The sequence below is a fragment of the Lysobacter sp. Soil_N_51 genome, assembly GCF_057655755.1.
This window is the reverse complement of the sequence record NZ_JBDGLR010000006.1, coordinates 39,663-55,666: the sequence shown is the minus strand read 5'-3', so window position 1 is coordinate 55,666 and position 16,004 is coordinate 39,663. Positions and strand designations below refer to the sequence as shown.

Annotated in this window: 13 protein-coding genes; 4 read left to right on the top strand and 9 right to left on the bottom strand. The window is 66.6% G+C overall.

All coding sequences use genetic code 11. The features are described 5' to 3' along the window. Position 1: 1 nt before the first annotated feature. Genes AC3A4T_RS12250 through AC3A4T_RS12240 form a run of 3 tightly spaced genes read right to left on the bottom strand, consistent with a single transcriptional unit; the run spans position 2 to position 2,582 of the window. Entirely contained in the window at positions 2-724 is a 723-nt protein-coding gene (locus tag AC3A4T_RS12250; protein WP_487675640.1) for a type IV pilus inner membrane component PilO, read from the bottom strand. After that, positions 721-1,524 carry a PilN domain-containing protein gene (locus AC3A4T_RS12245; protein ID WP_487675639.1) on the bottom strand — a complete coding sequence of 268 codons (804 nt, stop codon included), beginning with the start codon at positions 1,522-1,524 and terminating at the stop codon, positions 721-723. Before AC3A4T_RS12245 ends, AC3A4T_RS12250 begins: the two co-directional genes overlap by 4 nt. Then, entirely contained in the window at positions 1,524-2,582 is a 1,059-nt protein-coding gene (locus AC3A4T_RS12240; RefSeq protein WP_046655550.1) for a pilus assembly protein PilM, read from the bottom strand. Before AC3A4T_RS12240 ends, AC3A4T_RS12245 begins: the two co-directional genes overlap by 1 nt. 495 nt (positions 2,583-3,077) lie before the next feature. On the opposite strand from AC3A4T_RS12240, the gene AC3A4T_RS12235 reads away from it, so the two are divergent. The 4 genes from AC3A4T_RS12235 to AC3A4T_RS12220 all read left to right on the top strand — a co-directional run bounded on the left by AC3A4T_RS12235 (position 3,078) and on the right by AC3A4T_RS12220 (position 8,578). Beyond that, positions 3,078-5,636, top strand: a complete 2,559-nt coding sequence (locus tag AC3A4T_RS12235; RefSeq protein WP_487675638.1) for a penicillin-binding protein 1A — start codon at positions 3,078-3,080, stop codon at positions 5,634-5,636. Between the two features lie 251 nt (positions 5,637-5,887). Continuing rightward, entirely contained in the window at positions 5,888-6,541 is a 654-nt protein-coding gene (locus AC3A4T_RS12230) for a La RNA-binding domain-containing protein (protein WP_487675637.1), read from the top strand. Between the two features lie 338 nt (positions 6,542-6,879). Beyond that, complete coding sequence (locus AC3A4T_RS12225) at positions 6,880-7,839, top strand: hypothetical protein (RefSeq protein ID WP_487675636.1); 960 nt, start codon at positions 6,880-6,882, stop codon at positions 7,837-7,839. Between the two features lie 349 nt (positions 7,840-8,188). Beyond that, positions 8,189-8,578: a hypothetical protein gene (locus AC3A4T_RS12220; RefSeq protein ID WP_487675635.1), complete on the top strand. Its 390-nt coding sequence runs from the start codon at positions 8,189-8,191 to the stop codon at positions 8,576-8,578. Positions 8,579-8,771: 193 nt separating this feature from the next. Here AC3A4T_RS12220 and AC3A4T_RS12215 read toward each other — a convergent pair whose 3' ends face one another. The 6 genes from AC3A4T_RS12215 to recG form a co-directional block, all read right to left on the bottom strand. After that, entirely contained in the window at positions 8,772-10,079 is a 1,308-nt protein-coding gene (locus AC3A4T_RS12215; RefSeq protein WP_487675634.1) for a citrate synthase, read from the bottom strand. A 551-nt stretch (positions 10,080-10,630) separates the two neighbouring features. Next, entirely contained in the window at positions 10,631-10,873 is a 243-nt protein-coding gene (locus AC3A4T_RS12210; protein WP_056107261.1) for a type B 50S ribosomal protein L31, read from the bottom strand. A gap of 349 nt (positions 10,874-11,222) precedes the next feature. Continuing rightward, positions 11,223-12,164 (bottom strand): nucleoside hydrolase, encoded by a 942-nt coding sequence (locus tag AC3A4T_RS12205; protein WP_487675633.1) that lies wholly within the window; start codon positions 12,162-12,164, stop codon positions 11,223-11,225. After that, on the bottom strand, positions 12,161-12,838 hold the full coding sequence (locus AC3A4T_RS12200) for a DUF4166 domain-containing protein (RefSeq protein WP_487675632.1): 678 nt from the start codon (positions 12,836-12,838) through the stop codon (positions 12,161-12,163). Before AC3A4T_RS12200 ends, AC3A4T_RS12205 begins: the two co-directional genes overlap by 4 nt. Positions 12,839-13,038: 200 nt before the next feature. Next, positions 13,039-13,677 carry a calcium-binding protein gene (locus AC3A4T_RS12195; RefSeq protein ID WP_487675631.1) on the bottom strand — a complete coding sequence of 213 codons (639 nt, stop codon included), beginning with the start codon at positions 13,675-13,677 and terminating at the stop codon, positions 13,039-13,041. Positions 13,678-13,821: 144 nt separating this feature from the next. After that, a complete protein-coding gene (recG, locus tag AC3A4T_RS12190; RefSeq protein WP_487675630.1) occupies positions 13,822-15,942 on the bottom strand; it encodes an ATP-dependent DNA helicase RecG in 2,121 nt (706 codons plus the stop codon). Positions 15,943-16,004 lie beyond the last annotated feature (62 nt).

Below are 16,004 nucleotides of genomic sequence, written 5' to 3'. Positions count from 1 at the left end.
CTCAGTCAGCCCCCTTCTTGTCGTCGGGCTTTTTCTTGTCCTTGCCGCCGCCCTTGTTGCCGCCCGCGGCGGCATCGGCGGTTTGCGCTTGCGCGGCCATCTCGTCTTCATCCAGATAGCGGTAAGTCTTGACCGTACCGGCCAGCTCCAACGGACTGTTCGGGGTGATGCCGCCGACCGCGTCCTTGTTGTTCTTGCCCTTGGGCTTCAGCGAGATGTCGTGCATGGTCATGATGACCACGCGCGGCAGCGAGGCCACGCCGCTGACGAAGGCGCCGAACTGGTGGTAGGTGCCCACCATGCGCAGCGCGATCGGCTTCTCGGCGTAGAACTCCTTGGGCACTTCCGCGCCGGGCTGGAACAGCTCGTTGGAGATGCCGGTGGCCAGGGCGGTCTGCGAGATGTCGACGATCAGGTCGGGCATTTCGGTCTTGCTCGGCAGCTGTCGCAGCATCTGCTGCAACTGCTGCTCCATCTGCGTGAGTTGCTGCTTGAGCGGTTCCAGGTTCGCGGCGCGACCTTGCTTGGTCTCGAAGGTCTGACGCAGATCGGCCTCCTTCCGCTCCAGGCCCTGCAACTCCTCGCGCTTGCCGCTGACAAAAAACCACCAGGCCAGACCGACAATGATCAGGCCGACCGCCGCGCAGAACACGATCTGCGCCTTACGCGGCCAACCGCCGATATTGTTGAAATCGAGGTTCTTCATAGAAGCCTTCTTGCTCACGACGCGGCTCCTGTCTTGGTGGGGGCGGCGGGCGCGGGCTTGACCGGCGCGGCGGCAGGCTGGGCGGGAGCAGGCGCGGTTTTGGCGGGCGTCGTGGCCGGCGCGGCGCCGGGCTTGGCGTCAGCCGGAGCGACGGGGGCGGTACCGGCCGGAGCCGTCGTGCCCGCAGGCGGAGCCGTACCGTCGGCAGGCGCCGCGGTCGCGTCGGCGGGCGCCGGCGCATCCGGGAAGCCGTCGCCGTCCTCGTCCTTGGGCGCGTTCGGGTTGGCCAGCTTGACCTGCAGCTTGAACTCGTACGGCAGGCCCTTCTCGTTGCCCTTGGCCTCGATGATGCTCAGGTCGGGCTTGGTCATCCAGCCGGACACTTCGAGGTTGCGCATGTAGGTACTGACCCGGGCGTTGGACTGCGCGCGACCTTCCAGGGTCAGCGTTTCCGCGTCCTGCTTGATCGCGGTCAGCACCGCGCCGTCGGGAATCGTGCGCACCAGCGAATCGAACAGGTGCACCATCTGCGAACGGTTGGACTGCAGCTTCTCGATCACTTCCTTGCGCGCGAGCAGCTTGGACTTCTTCTTGTCGAGCTCTTCGATCTCGGTGATCTTCTTCTCGACTTCGGCGATCTGCGTGTCGAGGAACGCATTGCGCTTGCGCTGACCGCTGATTTCGCTGCTGTAGTAGAAGACGATCAGGACCGACAGCGCCAGCGCGGCCAGGATCGACAGCAGCATGATCGCGCCGAATTCCTTCTGTCGGGCCTTTCGGCGCTCTGCGCGCCAAGGGAGCAGGTTGATGCGTGCCATCAGTCGAAGCTCCTCAGGGCCAGGCCGCAGGCGATCATCAGCGCGGGCGCGTCCTGCGCCAGGGCATGCGCCTGGACGCGCGGGCCCAGGGTCATGTGCGCGAGCGGATTGGCCACGGTGGTCGGGACGCCGAGTTGCTCCTCGACCATCTCGGCGATGCGCGGAATCGAGGCGCCGCCGCCGGCCAGCACGATCTGATCGACGCGGTTGAACTCGCTGCCGGCGTAGAAGAACTGCAGCAGGCGACTGACCTGCTGGACCATCGCTTCCTTGAACGGCTCCAGCACTTCGGCCTGATAGCTCTCCGGCAACCCGCCCTGGCGCTTGGCCAGACCGGCTTCCTCGTAGCTCAGACCGTAGCGGCGCATGACCTCGTCGGTCAGCTGCTTGCCGCCGAACACTTGTTCGCGGTGGTACAGGCTGCGGCCGTTGCGCAAGACGTTGAGCGTGGTCATCGTCGCGCCGGAATCGACCAGGGCGACCAGACCGTCGCGCGGCCCGCTGAGGGTGTCGGCGAGCAGCGCGAACGCGTTTTCGATCGCGAACGCCTCCACGTCCATGACCCGGGGGGTCAGCCCGCCGAGCTCGAGCGCCGAGGCGCGCACCTCGACATTCTCCGATCGCGAGGCCGCGAGCAGCACCTGGACCATGTCCGAAGCGCCCGGCATCGGCCCGAGGACCTCGAAGTCGTGGTTCACCTCGTCGATCGGATACGGCACGTAATTGGCCGCCTCCAGCTCGATCTGCGACTCCATCTCGTCTTCGTCGAGATCGTTCGGCATGCCGATGACCCGGGTGATCACCGAGGAACCGGCGACCGCGGCGGCGGCATGCTTCACGCGGGTCCCCGAGCGGGCAACGGCGCGTTTGATCGCCTCGCCTACCGCTTCGACCTCGACGATGTTCTTTTCCACCACCGCGTTGGGCGGCAGCGGTTCGACAGCATAGTGCTCAACCCGGTAGCGGTTGCCGACTCTTGAGAGCTGCAACAGCTTTACCGCGGTCGAGCTGATGTCCACGCCGACCAAGGCCGGCTGGCTTTTTGTGATGAGTCCCACAGTTATCTCCCCATGCCACAAGCGCTTACGCGCACTTCGTGTGGCCCCGGATTAGATAACGGACTTTTCACAGGCTGGCAACCACTTCTTTCGTGAATGCCAACCAAGTCGTGCTTTTTTGACCCTCAACGTCACGTGACCGCCACCGTCAGTCCACTTGTCGGACGTCCTGGCGCGAAACCGCGCGCGCACGCCTGTGCGCCGGCCGAATCGTAAAACGCCCGGCGGCGCAGGACGCTTTGCCGATCCTGCCGCCAGAGCCGGGGCGCGATCCGTGCCGGCGCCGGCATTTCGGCCTTTGCGACGGCGCGGATCGGTTGGCGAAACCCCCGCTCCGGCCGCCAATTGCGCGAAACCGGACCGCCCTACCCCGGCACTGACCCGCCGCGAACCCGCAAGCACCACCCGCATCCGAGCGGCAAACCGGGACCCGGGTCGCGATCCGCGCTCCTCTATACTTCCCCGCTACGACCACCGACCCCGGAACCCGCTTCGATGTCCCGTATACGCCGTTGGCTGCGCTGGGCGCTTTACGCGTTCATCGGCGTGGCCCTGCTGGGCGCCATCGCGCTCGGCACCTTGTACTACCTGATCGTCCCCAAACTGCCCGACGTCGAAACCCTGCGCACCATCGAGCTGCAGGAACCGATGTACGTCTACGCCCGCGACGGCCGCCTGATGGCGATGTTCGGCGAGACCCGGCGCTACCCGATCGCGATCGAAGACGTGCCCGAGCGCCAGAAGCAGGCGTTCATCGCGATCGAGGACTCGCGCTTCTACCAGCACCACGGCATCGACTACAAAGGCATCGGCCGCGCGATCTGGCTGCTGGCGACCACCGACGACAAGCGCGTGCCGGGCGGATCGACCATCACCCAGCAGGTCGCGCGCCAGTTCTTCCTGAGTTCGGAATACAGCTACAAGCGCAAGCTCGGCGAAATGCTGCTGGCCATGCGCATGGAGCAGGAGCTGAGCAAGGACGAGATCTTCGAGCTGTACTTGAACAAGAGCTTCTTCGGCAACCGCGCCTACGGCGTGGGCGCGGCGGCCGAGTTCTATTACGGCAAGAAGATGAGCGAGCTGTCGCTCGACGAAATGGCCTCGCTGGCCGGCATTCCGAAGTTCCCGTCCAGCGGCAACCCGCTCAGCAATCCCGAGCGCGCCAAGATCCGTCGCGACTACATCCTCGACCGCATGGCCGAGCAGCGTTTCATCAGCGCCGAGGAAGCCGCCCAGGCCAAGGCGGTGCCGATGCACGCGACCCCGCACGAGCGGCCGGTCGAGGTGTACGCGCCGTACGTGGCCGAGATGGTCCGCCAGGAAATGGTCGCCCGCTACGGCGCCGAGGCGCTGACCAAGGGCTACCACGTCACCACCACCATCGACCCGACCCTGCAGGTCGCCGCCGATAAGGCGATCCGCGACGGCCTGTCGGTGTACGACCGCCGCCACGGCTGGCACGGCGTCGAGCAGCACTTCGACCTCGCCGCCGGCGAAGACGCGGCGGCCGCGCGAGTGCGCCTGCGCGGCATTCCGGCCCAGGCCAACCTGCTGCCCGCGGTGGTCCTGGCGACCAGCGGCGCGCAGGCCACGGTCGCGCTCGCCGACGGCACCGAGCTGACCCTCACCGACAAGCAGGGCTTCGGCGGCCGCAGCCCCGGCAGCCTGCTGACCCGCGGCGACCTGGTCCGGGTCGCGCGCCTGGAAACCCCGGCCAAGCCGGCGGCGGAACCCAAGCCAGGCGAAACCGCCCCGGCGGCGCCCGCCGTTCCGGCCGAGCCGCCGATCGTGACCTACCGTCTCGATCAGCTGCCGCAGGCGCAGGCCGCGCTGGTCTCGCTGGAGCCTTCCGACGGCGCGTTGCGCGCGTTGTCGGGCGGTTACAGCTTCGCCGGCGCCAAGTTCAACCGCGCCACCCAGGCGCGCCGCCAGCCCGGCTCGAGCTTCAAGCCGTTCGTCTACGCGGCCGCGTTCGAACGCGGCTACAACCCGGCCTCGATCGTGCTCGACGCCCCGGTGGTGTTCAAGGACCGCCGCGGCCACCTGTGGCGCCCGCAGAACGACGGCGGCAACTTCGCCGGGCCGATGCGCGTGCGCGAGGCGATGGTGCAGTCTCGCAACCTGGTCTCGGTGCGTCTGCTCGACGCCATCAGCGTCGACTTCGCGCGCAAGTACATCAGCCATTTCGGCTTCGATCCGGAACAACTGCCGCCGAACCTGTCGATGTCGCTGGGCACCGCCTCGCTGACCCCGCTGTCGGTCGCGCGCGGCTATTCGGTGTTCGCCAACGGCGGCTTCCGCATCACCCCGTGGTTCATCGACGAGGTCAAGGATCGCGCCGGCGCGGTGGTGTTCAAGGAAAAGCCGGCCACCGCCTGTCCGCAGTGCGGTGGTCGCGGCGGCACCTCGTCGGCGGCGTTGCCGGTCAGCAACGTGGTCGACGGCTTCGACCTGGGCCCCGCGCCCGGCACCGACAGCGCGGCCAAGAAGCCTGATCCGAAGGACAAGAAACCCGCCGAACCGGAAAAGAAGCCGCTCACCCCGGCCGAAATGGCGGCCTTGAACCTGGCGCCGCGCGCGATCGACGATCGCATCGCCTACCAGATCGTGTCGATGCTGCGCGACGTGGTCAAACGCGGCACCGGCACCGCAGCCAAGGTGCTCGGCCGCGAGGACGTCGGCGGCAAGACCGGTTCGACCAACGACCACCGCGACGCCTGGTTCTCCGGCTTCGGCGGCCCGTACGTCACCACGGTCTGGGTCGGCCGCGACAACTACAAGTCGTTGGGCTACCGCGAGTACGGCGGCAAGGCCGCGTTGCCGATCTGGATCGACTACATGCGCGTGGCGCTCAAGGACAAGCCGATCCAGCCCAACGAGCCGCCGCAAGGCATGGTCAAGGTGTCGGTGGCCGGCAACGGCGCGCTGATTCCCGACGGCGCCGGCGGCGTGATCGAATGGGTCAAGGCCGAAGACCTCGAGCGCATGCAGACCTACACCGACTACGGCAGCGAAGACGCCGCGCCGTCGGAAGAATCGTTCGATATCTTCTGATCGCGGGTACACCACGACGGCGCGCGGATCGCGCGACCCGGACCGAGGCGAAGGCCGTACGCGATGCGTGCGGCCTTTTTCTTTGTCCGCCGCGTTGTTCGCCTGCCGTCGCACTTGCCCTGTCTGGCGGCTGAAAGCGGCGCATCCACGTGGACATTGCCGTGATAGACGAACGTGCTAGCTTTGCTCTTGCCGGCGCCCACCGGCCGCGGCGAGCGCCCTCGCCGTGAGTGCCCGCCGCGGAGGTCGAGATGCACCAGGCCCGACAGCACGCACATCAGCATGCGCAGACGCGCATTCGCGAGCGCCGTCATCGCCTCGCCCACGAAGCCGCCCGGCTGATCGCCGAAAGCGGTATCCGCGACTATCACCAGGCCAAGCTCAAGGCGGCCGAACGACTCGGCATCTTCGACGATGCCTCGCTGCCGCGTAACCGCGAGATCGAGGACGCGTTGCGCGAATACCAGCGCCTGTTCCAGCGCGACAACCTCGACGGCCTGCGCCAACGCCGCGAGGCCGCGTTGCGCGCGCTGGAGTTCTTCGCCCCGTTCGAACCGCGCCTGGTCGGCCCGGTGCTCGACGGCACCGCCGACGCGCGCAGCCCGGTCGCCCTGCACCTGTACAGCGACGACCCCGACGCGGTGTCGATGTTTCTCGACCATCACTTGATCCCAGCCGAAGCGCGCGAACGTCGCCTGCGCCTGGATCGCGAACGCAGCGACGATTTCCCGGTGTGGGTGTTCAGCGCCGAAGAGCTGACCTTCGACCTGACCGTGCTGCCGCTGGACGTGCTGCGCCAGGCGCCGCTGTCGCAGGTCGACGAAAAACCGATGAAACGCGCGGCCGCCAATCAAGTGCGGCAGCTGTTGGCGGATGAGGAGATTTCGGAGTTCGAGCGGGGATAGTTGGGTGTGTTGGCGCGGGTGGTGAGGCTTATGCCGGCAGTCGGTCGACCGGTCTAGATGCAAAGCGATGCAAGCCGAAGCGATGCAGGCCGATTCCGGCTGAAACATATTTGACATTCCTCGGCTCAAGAAAACGCCAACGCGTGATGGCGACCCAATCGCCATCGCGCACTTCAAAAACCTCGCGACACCTCCAGGCCGTCATCCCCGCGAAGGCGGGGATGACGGCGACAACAGCGAGTAGGGTGGCAACCCCGGACTATGGACTGACTACCTTTCGCATACGCGCGAAACCGCAACAACGTCAGAACAACACAACCGTTCGAAGGACCGAACCCATGCGAAAACAACGCCAGCGCACCGACTCGGCCAAGCGGACCATCGCATCGAGCGCTCGGCAACTGCTCGGCGCCCTGCTCCTGTCGACCATGTCGTTCATCGCAACCGCGACACCGCCCGCCCCGCGCGCCACTTCCAACAACACAACCCCGGCGGCCGAAGCAAACACCGTCGCCGGCCTGGTCGCGCGCCTGCGCACCCAAGCCGCCGCGTCGCAATCCAGCCCAGCCGTACGCGCCGACTACGACGCCCTGCTCGCCGACCAGCGCGTGAGCGCCGCGCAACTGCCCTACGCCGACTACGCCTATCTGCGCCTGTTGTTCGAAGCCACCCGCGACGGCGGTTATTGGAATCTGCATTGGGCGATCACCGATCGCGAACCCAACTCCGATGCGATCTGGACGCAGTGGCGATCGCTGCGTGGCGCGACGCCGAGCGGCATCACCGCTACCGCCGAATGCGACGAGCTGTCCGCGCTGTACGCCTTCCTCGCCCGCCGCGGCGGCGTGCGTAACGTCGGCCTGTTCTGGCCGACCTCCAATCACACCGTCGCGGTCTGGCGTGTCGCCTCGAGCCCGCGCGAAACCCGCATCGTGGTGCCGACCACGCAGATCTTCCTGAGCCAGTCCGACAGCTTCGGCACCCGCGGCTTCGACCCGTGGAAGCAGGCGAAGATCTACGAATACGGCCGTCGCGATATCGCCGACGACGCGCGCCTGCCACCGGCGCTGGTCGCTTTCTTCCTCGCCCAGAACGACAAGTACGCGCGCGCTTCGGGCCTGAGCCTGCAACGCATGCGGCAACTGCGCGACGGCGTGCTCGACGGCAGTCTCGATACCGCTCAGGCCGTGCGCCAGGCGCAAGCGCAGCTCGACCGCATCGCCGCCGGCGCCACGGACGACCGTAACGCCTACGCGCATTTCATCCGCGATCTGCGGACTAGCGCGCGGACCGAGTAGCAGCGGCCGTCGCTAAATTCGCGCAGGCGAAATCCTGCATGAATCTTCATCGATCCGTCGCAGGAAGCGCCGCACATGATCCAACGCCCAGGCCGTCCGTGTTTATCCTTTGGCGATCGCGCTGGGTTCGCTGAGCGCGGTAAAAGCGGAGCCCGCCTTCGCGGGAATAGCGGCAGGAAGGTCGCGCTAAGGCTCTAAGCAACCAGGGACCACGCAACCCCGACAGGACTTCGCCCAGGCTCATCCCGATCCGGCGAGACTTACGCGAAACATGGCCGATTATGAGCGAGACGCCGACACGGACCGACGGCACAATGGCGATCCTTTCGTACCCAATCAAGGACGTCTCATGCGATTCCATGGACCCGCGCTGCTGTGTCTGCTGACCCTTTCGTCGGCCGCCGTCGCCGCCGACAAGCCGGCCGCGACCAGCCTGACCAAGCTGTACCAGAGCTACGAAAACGCAGGCAACAGCGCGCTGTCGATGGCCGAGTACGACACCCGCGTGCGTTTCAGCGCGGTGGTGCTCGACCAGACCACCTCGATGGACGACACGCCGATCCTGCAGGCCACCGAGGCCGGCGAAGAAGCCGAATACGCCCGCCTGATGGGCGAGGACGAAGCGCAGAGCAAGAAGCTCGGCGCGCTCAAGATCGGCGCCAAGTTCACCGCGACCTGCACGGTCGGTTTCACCAGCGGCACAGATTATCTGAGTTTGAAGGACTGCACGGTCGAGTAAATCGCTTGGCGGCGCGCTTATCGGCGTAGCGGCGCTGTGCCGATAACGGCGTCACTGGCGCACCTGTCAGGCCCTCACCCCGGCCCTCTCCCGCAAGCGGGAGAGGGAGTCTAAGGCGGCCTTCGTCTCTCGGCGCAAACGAAAACGCCCCGCGGATGCGGGGCGTTTCGTATTCAGCGGACGACGCGGTAACTCAGCGCTTGTCGGCGCCGACGTAGTCGCGCACGCCGTGGCCGGTGTAGATCTGGCGCGGACGGCCGATCTTGTTCTCGGGATCGTTCTGCTGTTCCAGCCAATGCGACACCCAGCCGGCGGTACGCGCGATGGCGAACATCACCGTGAACATTTCCACCGGGATGCCGAGCGCCTTGTAGATGATGCCCGAGTAGAAGTCGACGTTCGGGTAGAGCTTGCGCTGCACGAAGTAATCGTCCTTCAGCGCCGCCTCTTCCAGCTTCATCGCCACTTCCAGCAGCGGATCGTTGACGCCGAGTTCGCCGAGCACGTCGTGGGTCATCTTGCGCACCAGCGCGGCGCGCGGATCGTAGTTCTTGTAGACGCGGTGGCCGAAGCCCATCAGGCGGAAGCCCGATTCCTTGTCCTTGGCCTTGTCGATCGCGCTCTTGACGTTTTCCGGACGGCCGATCTCGTTGAGCATCTTGAGCACGGCTTCGTTGGCGCCGCCGTGCGCCGGTCCCCACAACGCGGCGACGCCCGAGGCGACGCTGACGTACGGGTTGGCGCCGGTGGAACCGACCAGACGCACGGTCGAGGTCGACGCGTTCTGCTCGTGGTCGGCGTGCAGGATGAACAACAGGTCCATCGCCTTGGCCGCGACCGGGCTGAGTTCCAGCGGCTCGCTCGGCACTTCGAACAGCATGTGCAGGAAGCGCGTGGTGTAGTCGAGGCTGTTCTTCGGATAGCGGATCGGCCAGCCGATCGAATAGCGATGGCAGGCGGCGGCGATCGTCGGCACCTTGGCGATCAGGCGGATCGCGGCGAGGCGGCGCTGTTCGGGATCTTCCAGGTCGAGTTCGTTGTGATAGAAGCTCGCCATCGAACCGAGCATGCCGACCAGCATCGCCATCGGATGCGCGTCGTGGCGGAAGCCGTACAGGAAGGTGCGGAACGCCTCATGCATCATCGTGTGATGCGTGACTTCGTGTTCGAACTTGGAGAACTCGGTCTGCGTCGGCAGTTCGCCGTTCATCAGCAGATAGGCGACTTCGAGGAAGTTCGACTTCTCCGCGAGCTGTTCGATCGGGTAGCCGCGGTACAGCAGCACGCCCGCGTCGCCATCGATGTAGGTGATCGCCGACTTGCAGCTCGCGGTCGCGGTGAAGCCCGGGTCGTAGGTGAACATCCCGGTTTCTTTCGGCAGCTTGGCGATGTCGACGCAGGGAGCGCCGAGCACCGGATGCTGCACCGGCAGGGCGAAGTTCTTGTCGCCGGCGGTCACGGTGACCTGATCGAGGCGGGTTTTGCTGGAATCTTCAGACACGAAACACTCCTCAGTCTGCCTGCCGCAGGGAGGGCCGCGACAGGAGGGGAACGGGGGGTCGCATTGCGTTGCGATGCTGAATTATCGCACAACGCTTCCTGAGCCCAAGCTCGGACTTTGGTCGGGGCGCCCCCGCTGGAACCTTGCTGCGTTCCAGCCTTGCGTCGAACCGGGCGAACCGCCGCACCGGCCCAGGCACGCGGCCCGATGCGGCAAAGCCGGGGGCCTGCGTCGGCGGACATGTCCACTGCCAAGCGAGGCCGTCCCCCGGCCACGAACGTCGCCCGACCGCCCCTGTAGGAGCGGCGCAAGCCGCGACCACGAATCCACAGCCACGGCGCCACCCGCTGCAACTCGCGACGCCGCACGCACAAGTTCACTTACCGGCGCCCCACAACCATCCGATCGCAGCTCGCGCCATGCTCGCGCCGGCCACCGCGGCCGACGGCGTCTATCAGCGACCCGGCGCGCAAACGCAAACGCAAACGGCCGCCCTTGCGGGCAGCCGTTATGCGTACAGCGATGTCGCGTCCGGATCGCTCCGGTCAGAATTACTTCTGCGCGTAACGCTTACGGAACTTGTCGACGCGACCGCTGGTGTCCATGATCTTGTGCTTGCCCGTATAGAACGGGTGCGAAGCCGACGAGATATCGACCTTGATCAACGGATACTCGGTGCCATCGACCTTGATCGTTTCCTTGCTCGACAGGGTCGAACGGGTCACGATCTGGAAATCGGTGGTGACGTCCTGAAAGACGACACTGCGGTATTCGGGATGGATGCCTGCCTTCATGGCACTCAACCTTAGTATGTGCGGGAAAGTCGGGCAGTATAGCGGCCACCTGGCGGGTGGCGCAAGTCTCGCGGGCAGGAAAAGTCAAAACTGCTTGGAGGCTGTCCTGTCTGGGTTTGGCGGGGCTTGAGGGCTGATCGAGGGTGGTATCGGGCCTCGCCGGCGCGACTGGGCTTCGGGCGATTCAGGGAAATCCGTGCTTGCCTGAGGGCGCGCGCGGATGCGGCCCAAGCTGGCCGCTTCGCGCCCTTTGATCCGCTATCCAAACTGTCTGTGTGTACGCCGCCGAACGGCGGCGCCTTGGCGACCTAGTGGGTCGCTTCGGCGCCTTGCGTCGTAGTCCGACTGACTACGCAGGGGACGCGGCGAGAGCGTCCCGGATCAGGTGTTCGAATCGCTTTTGATCGTACTTCATCAAAATAGCCACCCGATCCTCCCGCCCTTCCTGACGCCGCCAATCGACGATGGTCGCGCCGCGGCTGTGGGTGCCCTCCAACTCGATCGAAACCGGCCGCGCCTGCACGTCGAGCGCGCCGTCGGGTTCCAGCGCGAACGCCATCGCCAGCGCGTCGGCAGCATGCCAGTGATCGCCGCGGCGATCGATCGACCACAGCCGGGTCTTCTCGGAAATGCGTTCGTAGAACTGGCCGCGGGTCGAACCGGCCTTGAGCCACTCGACCACGCGATCGTGATGCAGGCCGTGCGCGACCACGGCTTCCCAATCGGCCAGGTCGATGTGCTCGAACGCTTCGAACACGATGTGCGCGGCTTCCGGATCGAAATAGATGTTGAACTCGGCCGCCGGGGTGATGTTGCCCTGGCAGGTGACCGCGCCGCCCATCACCACCAGGCGCGCGATGCGTTGCGGCAGGGTCGGATCGAGCTTGAGCGCGAGCGCGACATTGGTCAGCGGGCCGAGCGCGACCAGCAGCAGTTTGCCGGCGTGCTCATGCGATAAACGCAGGATCGCCAGCGCCGCATGTTCGGCTTCAACCTGACGCTTGGCGGGCTCGTAACCGACATCGCCGAAACCGTCCTGACCATGCACATAGCCCGCATCGGGCGAAGGATGCAGCAGCGGCGCGGCGGTGCCGGCGAACACCGGCACGTCGACGCCGGCCACTTCGCACAGCTTGAGCGCGTTGGCGACGGTGTGCTTCAAGCCGACGTTGCCGGCGGCGATGGTCAGACCGACCACTTCATGGCGCGCATCGTTGAACGCCATCAGCAGGGCCAGCGCGTCGTCCACGCCGGGGTCGGTGTCGATAAGCAAGGGAATACGATCAGTCATGGAATCACTCGTTCTGCGGAACTGTGCGCAGCGGCGACCGCTGCGCCGGCCGGATCGGCCGCGGAGGCCGTAACGGCCGGGATGGCGTGCAGCGCGCCTTCGTAGCGCAGCAGTTCGCCGAAGGGAAACAGCGAGAAGACGACAGCGAAACGATAGCGTTCGCCCTCGCCGCCCGGTTCGATGCGCTTATAGGCATCGGTATGCGGAAACAGAAGCAGCGGCAGGCGCAGGCCGCGCACATCGACGCCGCGCAGACGCCAGCGCCAGCCGCCGCCGTCGAGATCCACGCCGAGCCGCATGCGCGCCGGGCCGGTGGACTCCAGCCAATAGCCGTCGGGATAACGGCCTACCGGCCGGAAAATCGAGATCAGTTCGCTGCCGTCGTCGAAGCGGCGGCGCCACTGCATCTGCTGTTGATCGTGGACGATGTCGACCCGGAACCTGCGGCGCGGGCGATCGATCGGGATGCCGAATTTGCGCGCCAGTCGGCGGCCGATGCGTCCGGCCGTTCCGGTTCCAGTGGAGATGGCGATCTCCCCGCCCAGGGTGCCGCCGCTGCGATGCAGCGCCTGCAGCAAGGGGTGCAGCCGGTCGAAAGCCGGTCCGAACCATTGCGTAGCTGCGTTTTGAAGGGCTCCCGGCATCCGGGTGGGGCGCTCCAGCTGGCGGGCCACTATGCCAAATATCGGGGCGCTGTGGTAATCGGCGCCAGCGGACCGTTTCACGGCCGGCACGCAGTACGCGGCGACTCGAGAGCGGCCGCGTGAGTCGGAGCCGTCGATACCGAAACCGACGTCGCGAAGCGCCGTCGGCCGCGACGACCGTCCGATCCGCGCGCGCGGCATCCGGGCGCGCGCGGATCGGCTCGATTCGATCAGAGGCCCTGCCCCGGCGGCAGGCGCGCGAGAATTTCCGCCACGTCCCAGGTCGCGCCTTCGTGGAACCAGATTTCATCGACGCCGCGCGGCCACGGGTCTTCACCACCGGGAAAGAAGCCGACCACCGTCACCGCATCGCCGTTGCCGTAGTTCACGACCAGATCGGCGCCCACGCGCGCCAGCGTCACCAGCGCCGGATCGATCCCCGCGCCGAAATGCACGACCTCGATGAATTGGCCCAGGCTGTCGGCGCTGTAGACCCGATCCTGGCCGTCGCCGATGTTGAAGTAGTAGAAATCGTTGCCTTCGCCGCCGTACAACTGGTCGTCGCCGCTGCCGCCGAGCAGAACGTTGTCGCCGCTGCCGCCGTACAAGGCATCGTCGCCGCCCAGGCCGTACAAGGTGTCGGCGCCGTCGAGCCCTTCGATGAGGTCGGCCTGATGGCTGCCGTACAGCACATCGTCGCCGGCGGTGCCGGTGACGGTCGAAAACAGGCCGGGCACGTTGCGCCGCAGCCGCGCGTTGGCCGCGCGCGTCGCCGGACTCCAGGTGAAATCGGCGATGGACCGCGTCTGCGCGGGTGAGTGAACGGTGGCGCCGCCGGCGGTGGGCGGCTGATCGAACGCGATGGGCATGCAAGACTCCTGTCGATGGCCCGGTGCTCCGGCGGCGGACGCCGCCGTCCTTCAGCACCGCGGCTCCGCCATTGGACCCGAAGCGGATCGCGGACGCTGCGACGGCGCGAAGCCCATCGTCCACGTCGCCACGATCTTCAAGGCTCAAGCGGATGCGTAGCGCACCGCACCACCCACCCAGCGCGAAACGATGCGCTCGGCCAGTTCCGGCGAAGTCTTGAGCATGCTCTCGCCAAGCTCCTGCACCAGCGGCAACAGGTCGGCATCGCGAGCGAGATCGGCGACGCGGAAACCGGCCAGGCCGGTCTGGCGGGTGCCGAGCAATTCGCCGGGGCCGCGCAATTCCAGGTCTTTTTCGGCGATGACGAAACCATCCACGGTCTGGCGCATGGTTTCCAGGCGCTGCCGCGCCAGTCCCGACAACGGCGAGCGATACAGCAGCACGCAGCTCGACGCGGCGCTGCCGCGGCCGACGCGGCCGCGCAGCTGATGCAACTGCGCCAGGCCCAAGCGCTCGGCGTTCTCGATGATCATCAACGAAGCGTTGGGCACGTCGACGCCGACTTCGATCACCGTGGTCGCCACCAGCAGATCGAGTTCGCCGTCCTTGAACGCACGCATCGTCTCCTGCTTTTCCTTCGGCTTCATGCGCCCATGCACCAGGCCCACGCGCAGCGGCGCGAGCTGCACCGACAACTCCTCGAAGGTGGTCTGCGCGGCCTGCGCAATCACCTCGTCGGAATCGTCGATCAAGGTGCAGACCCAATACGCCTGCCGCCCTTCCGCGCAGGCGCCGCGAATGCGTTGCACCAGTTCGGGCCGACGCTCCTCGCTGAGCGCGACGGTCTGCACCGGAGTGCGGCCCGGCGGCAGTTCATCGATCGCCGACACGTCCAGGTCGGCGTACGCGGTCATCGCCAGAGTACGCGGGATCGGGGTCGCGGTCATGACTAATTGGTGCGGCACGATCGCGTCCTTGCCGACCGCGCCGCCGGCGCCCTTGTCGCGCAGCGCCAGCCGTTGATGCACGCCGAAGCGATGCTGCTCGTCGACGATCGCCAGCGCCAGATCAGCGAAGGCCACGCCTTCCTGCATCAACGCATGGGTGCCGACCACCATCTGCGCCTCGCCGCTGGCGACTTGTTCGAGCACCGCCTTGCGCGCGCGGCCGGTGACCTTGCCGGCCAGCCACGCCACCCGCACGCCCAGCGGTTCCAGCCATCGACGCAGGTTGTTGAGGTGCTGCTCGGCCAGCAGCTCGATCGGCGCCATCAGCGCAGCCTGACGGCCGTGCTGCACCGCGATCATCGCCGCGAGCGCGGCCACCACGGTCTTGCCGCTGCCGACATCGCCCTGGACCAGGCGCAGCATCGGCGAGGGCTTGGCCAGGTCGACGCGAATCTCGTCGAACACCCGCTTCTGCGCGCCGGTCAGCTTGAACGGCAGCGATTTGCGCAAGCGTTCGGCCAACGGCATCTGCTTGAGCGGCCGCGCCTTGTGCGCCTGCTGGCTGATGCGCTGACGGCGCAGGCTCAGGTGATGGGCTAGCAATTCTTCCAGCGCAAGCCGCCGCTGCGCCGGATGGCGGCCGGCGATCAGCGCCGCGACATCGGCATCGACCGCGGGCCGGTGCACGGTCAGCAAGGCCTCGCGCAGGGTCGGCAATTGCAGGCGTTCGCGCAGTTCCTGCGGGATCAGTTCCAACGAACCGTCGTCGGGCAGCCGATCGAGCGCGTAGCCGATCAAACGGCGCAAGGTGGCCGGGCCGATGCCTTCGATCGCCGGATACACCGGATCGAGCTGTTCGCCCAGCGCGACCTCGTCGCTGTCGTCGTCGAACACTCGGTAGCTGGGATGGACGATCTCCAGGCCGTGCTGACCCGGCTTGGGCGTGCCGTACAGCCGCACCCGCGCGCCAACCTGGAACTGCGCGACCTGAGCCGCGCGAAAATGGAAGAACCGCAGCACCACGGTCGCGCGCGAATCGTCGCCGATCGCGACCCGCAGCATCGGCTTGTAGCGAAACCCGCGTTCGACCCCTTCGACCCGGCCTTCGACCTGAGCCGCGACCCCGGGCTGCAACAGCCGGATCGGGGTGATCTGGGTGCGGTCTTCGTACTGCCGCGGCAATTGCAGCCAGAAATCCTGCAGCGTAGTCAGACCGCGCGCGGCGAGTTTTTCGGCCACGCGCGGCCCGACCCCGGGCATGCGGGGCATCGGCTGCGTGTGGAGATCGACGGAGGGCCCGTCCTTACGGCTCGGCATTGCATAAGGATAAGGGATTGGTGATTAGGGATTCGAGATTCGCAAAAGCCAAGGCGCGACGG

Bases quoted from the DNA above. Each gene is read 5' to 3' on its own strand.
- AC3A4T_RS12245 (WP_487675639.1), bottom strand. From the start codon at position 1,524: ATGGCACGCATCAACCTGCTCCCTTGGCGCGCAGAGCGCCGAAAGGCC.
- recG (WP_487675630.1), bottom strand. From the start codon at position 15,942: ATGCCGAGCCGTAAGGACGGGCCCTCCGTCGATCTCCACACGCAGCCG.
- AC3A4T_RS12195 (WP_487675631.1), bottom strand. From the start codon at position 13,677: ATGCCCATCGCGTTCGATCAGCCGCCCACCGCCGGCGGCGCCACCGTT.
- AC3A4T_RS12220 (WP_487675635.1), top strand. From the start codon at position 8,189: ATGCGATTCCATGGACCCGCGCTGCTGTGTCTGCTGACCCTTTCGTCG.
- AC3A4T_RS12225 (WP_487675636.1), top strand. From the start codon at position 6,880: ATGCGAAAACAACGCCAGCGCACCGACTCGGCCAAGCGGACCATCGCA.
- AC3A4T_RS12230 (WP_487675637.1), top strand. From the start codon at position 5,888: ATGCACCAGGCCCGACAGCACGCACATCAGCATGCGCAGACGCGCATT.
- AC3A4T_RS12210 (WP_056107261.1), bottom strand. From the start codon at position 10,873: ATGAAGGCAGGCATCCATCCCGAATACCGCAGTGTCGTCTTTCAGGAC.
- AC3A4T_RS12235 (WP_487675638.1), top strand. From the start codon at position 3,078: ATGTCCCGTATACGCCGTTGGCTGCGCTGGGCGCTTTACGCGTTCATC.
- AC3A4T_RS12205 (WP_487675633.1), bottom strand. From the start codon at position 12,164: ATGACTGATCGTATTCCCTTGCTTATCGACACCGACCCCGGCGTGGAC.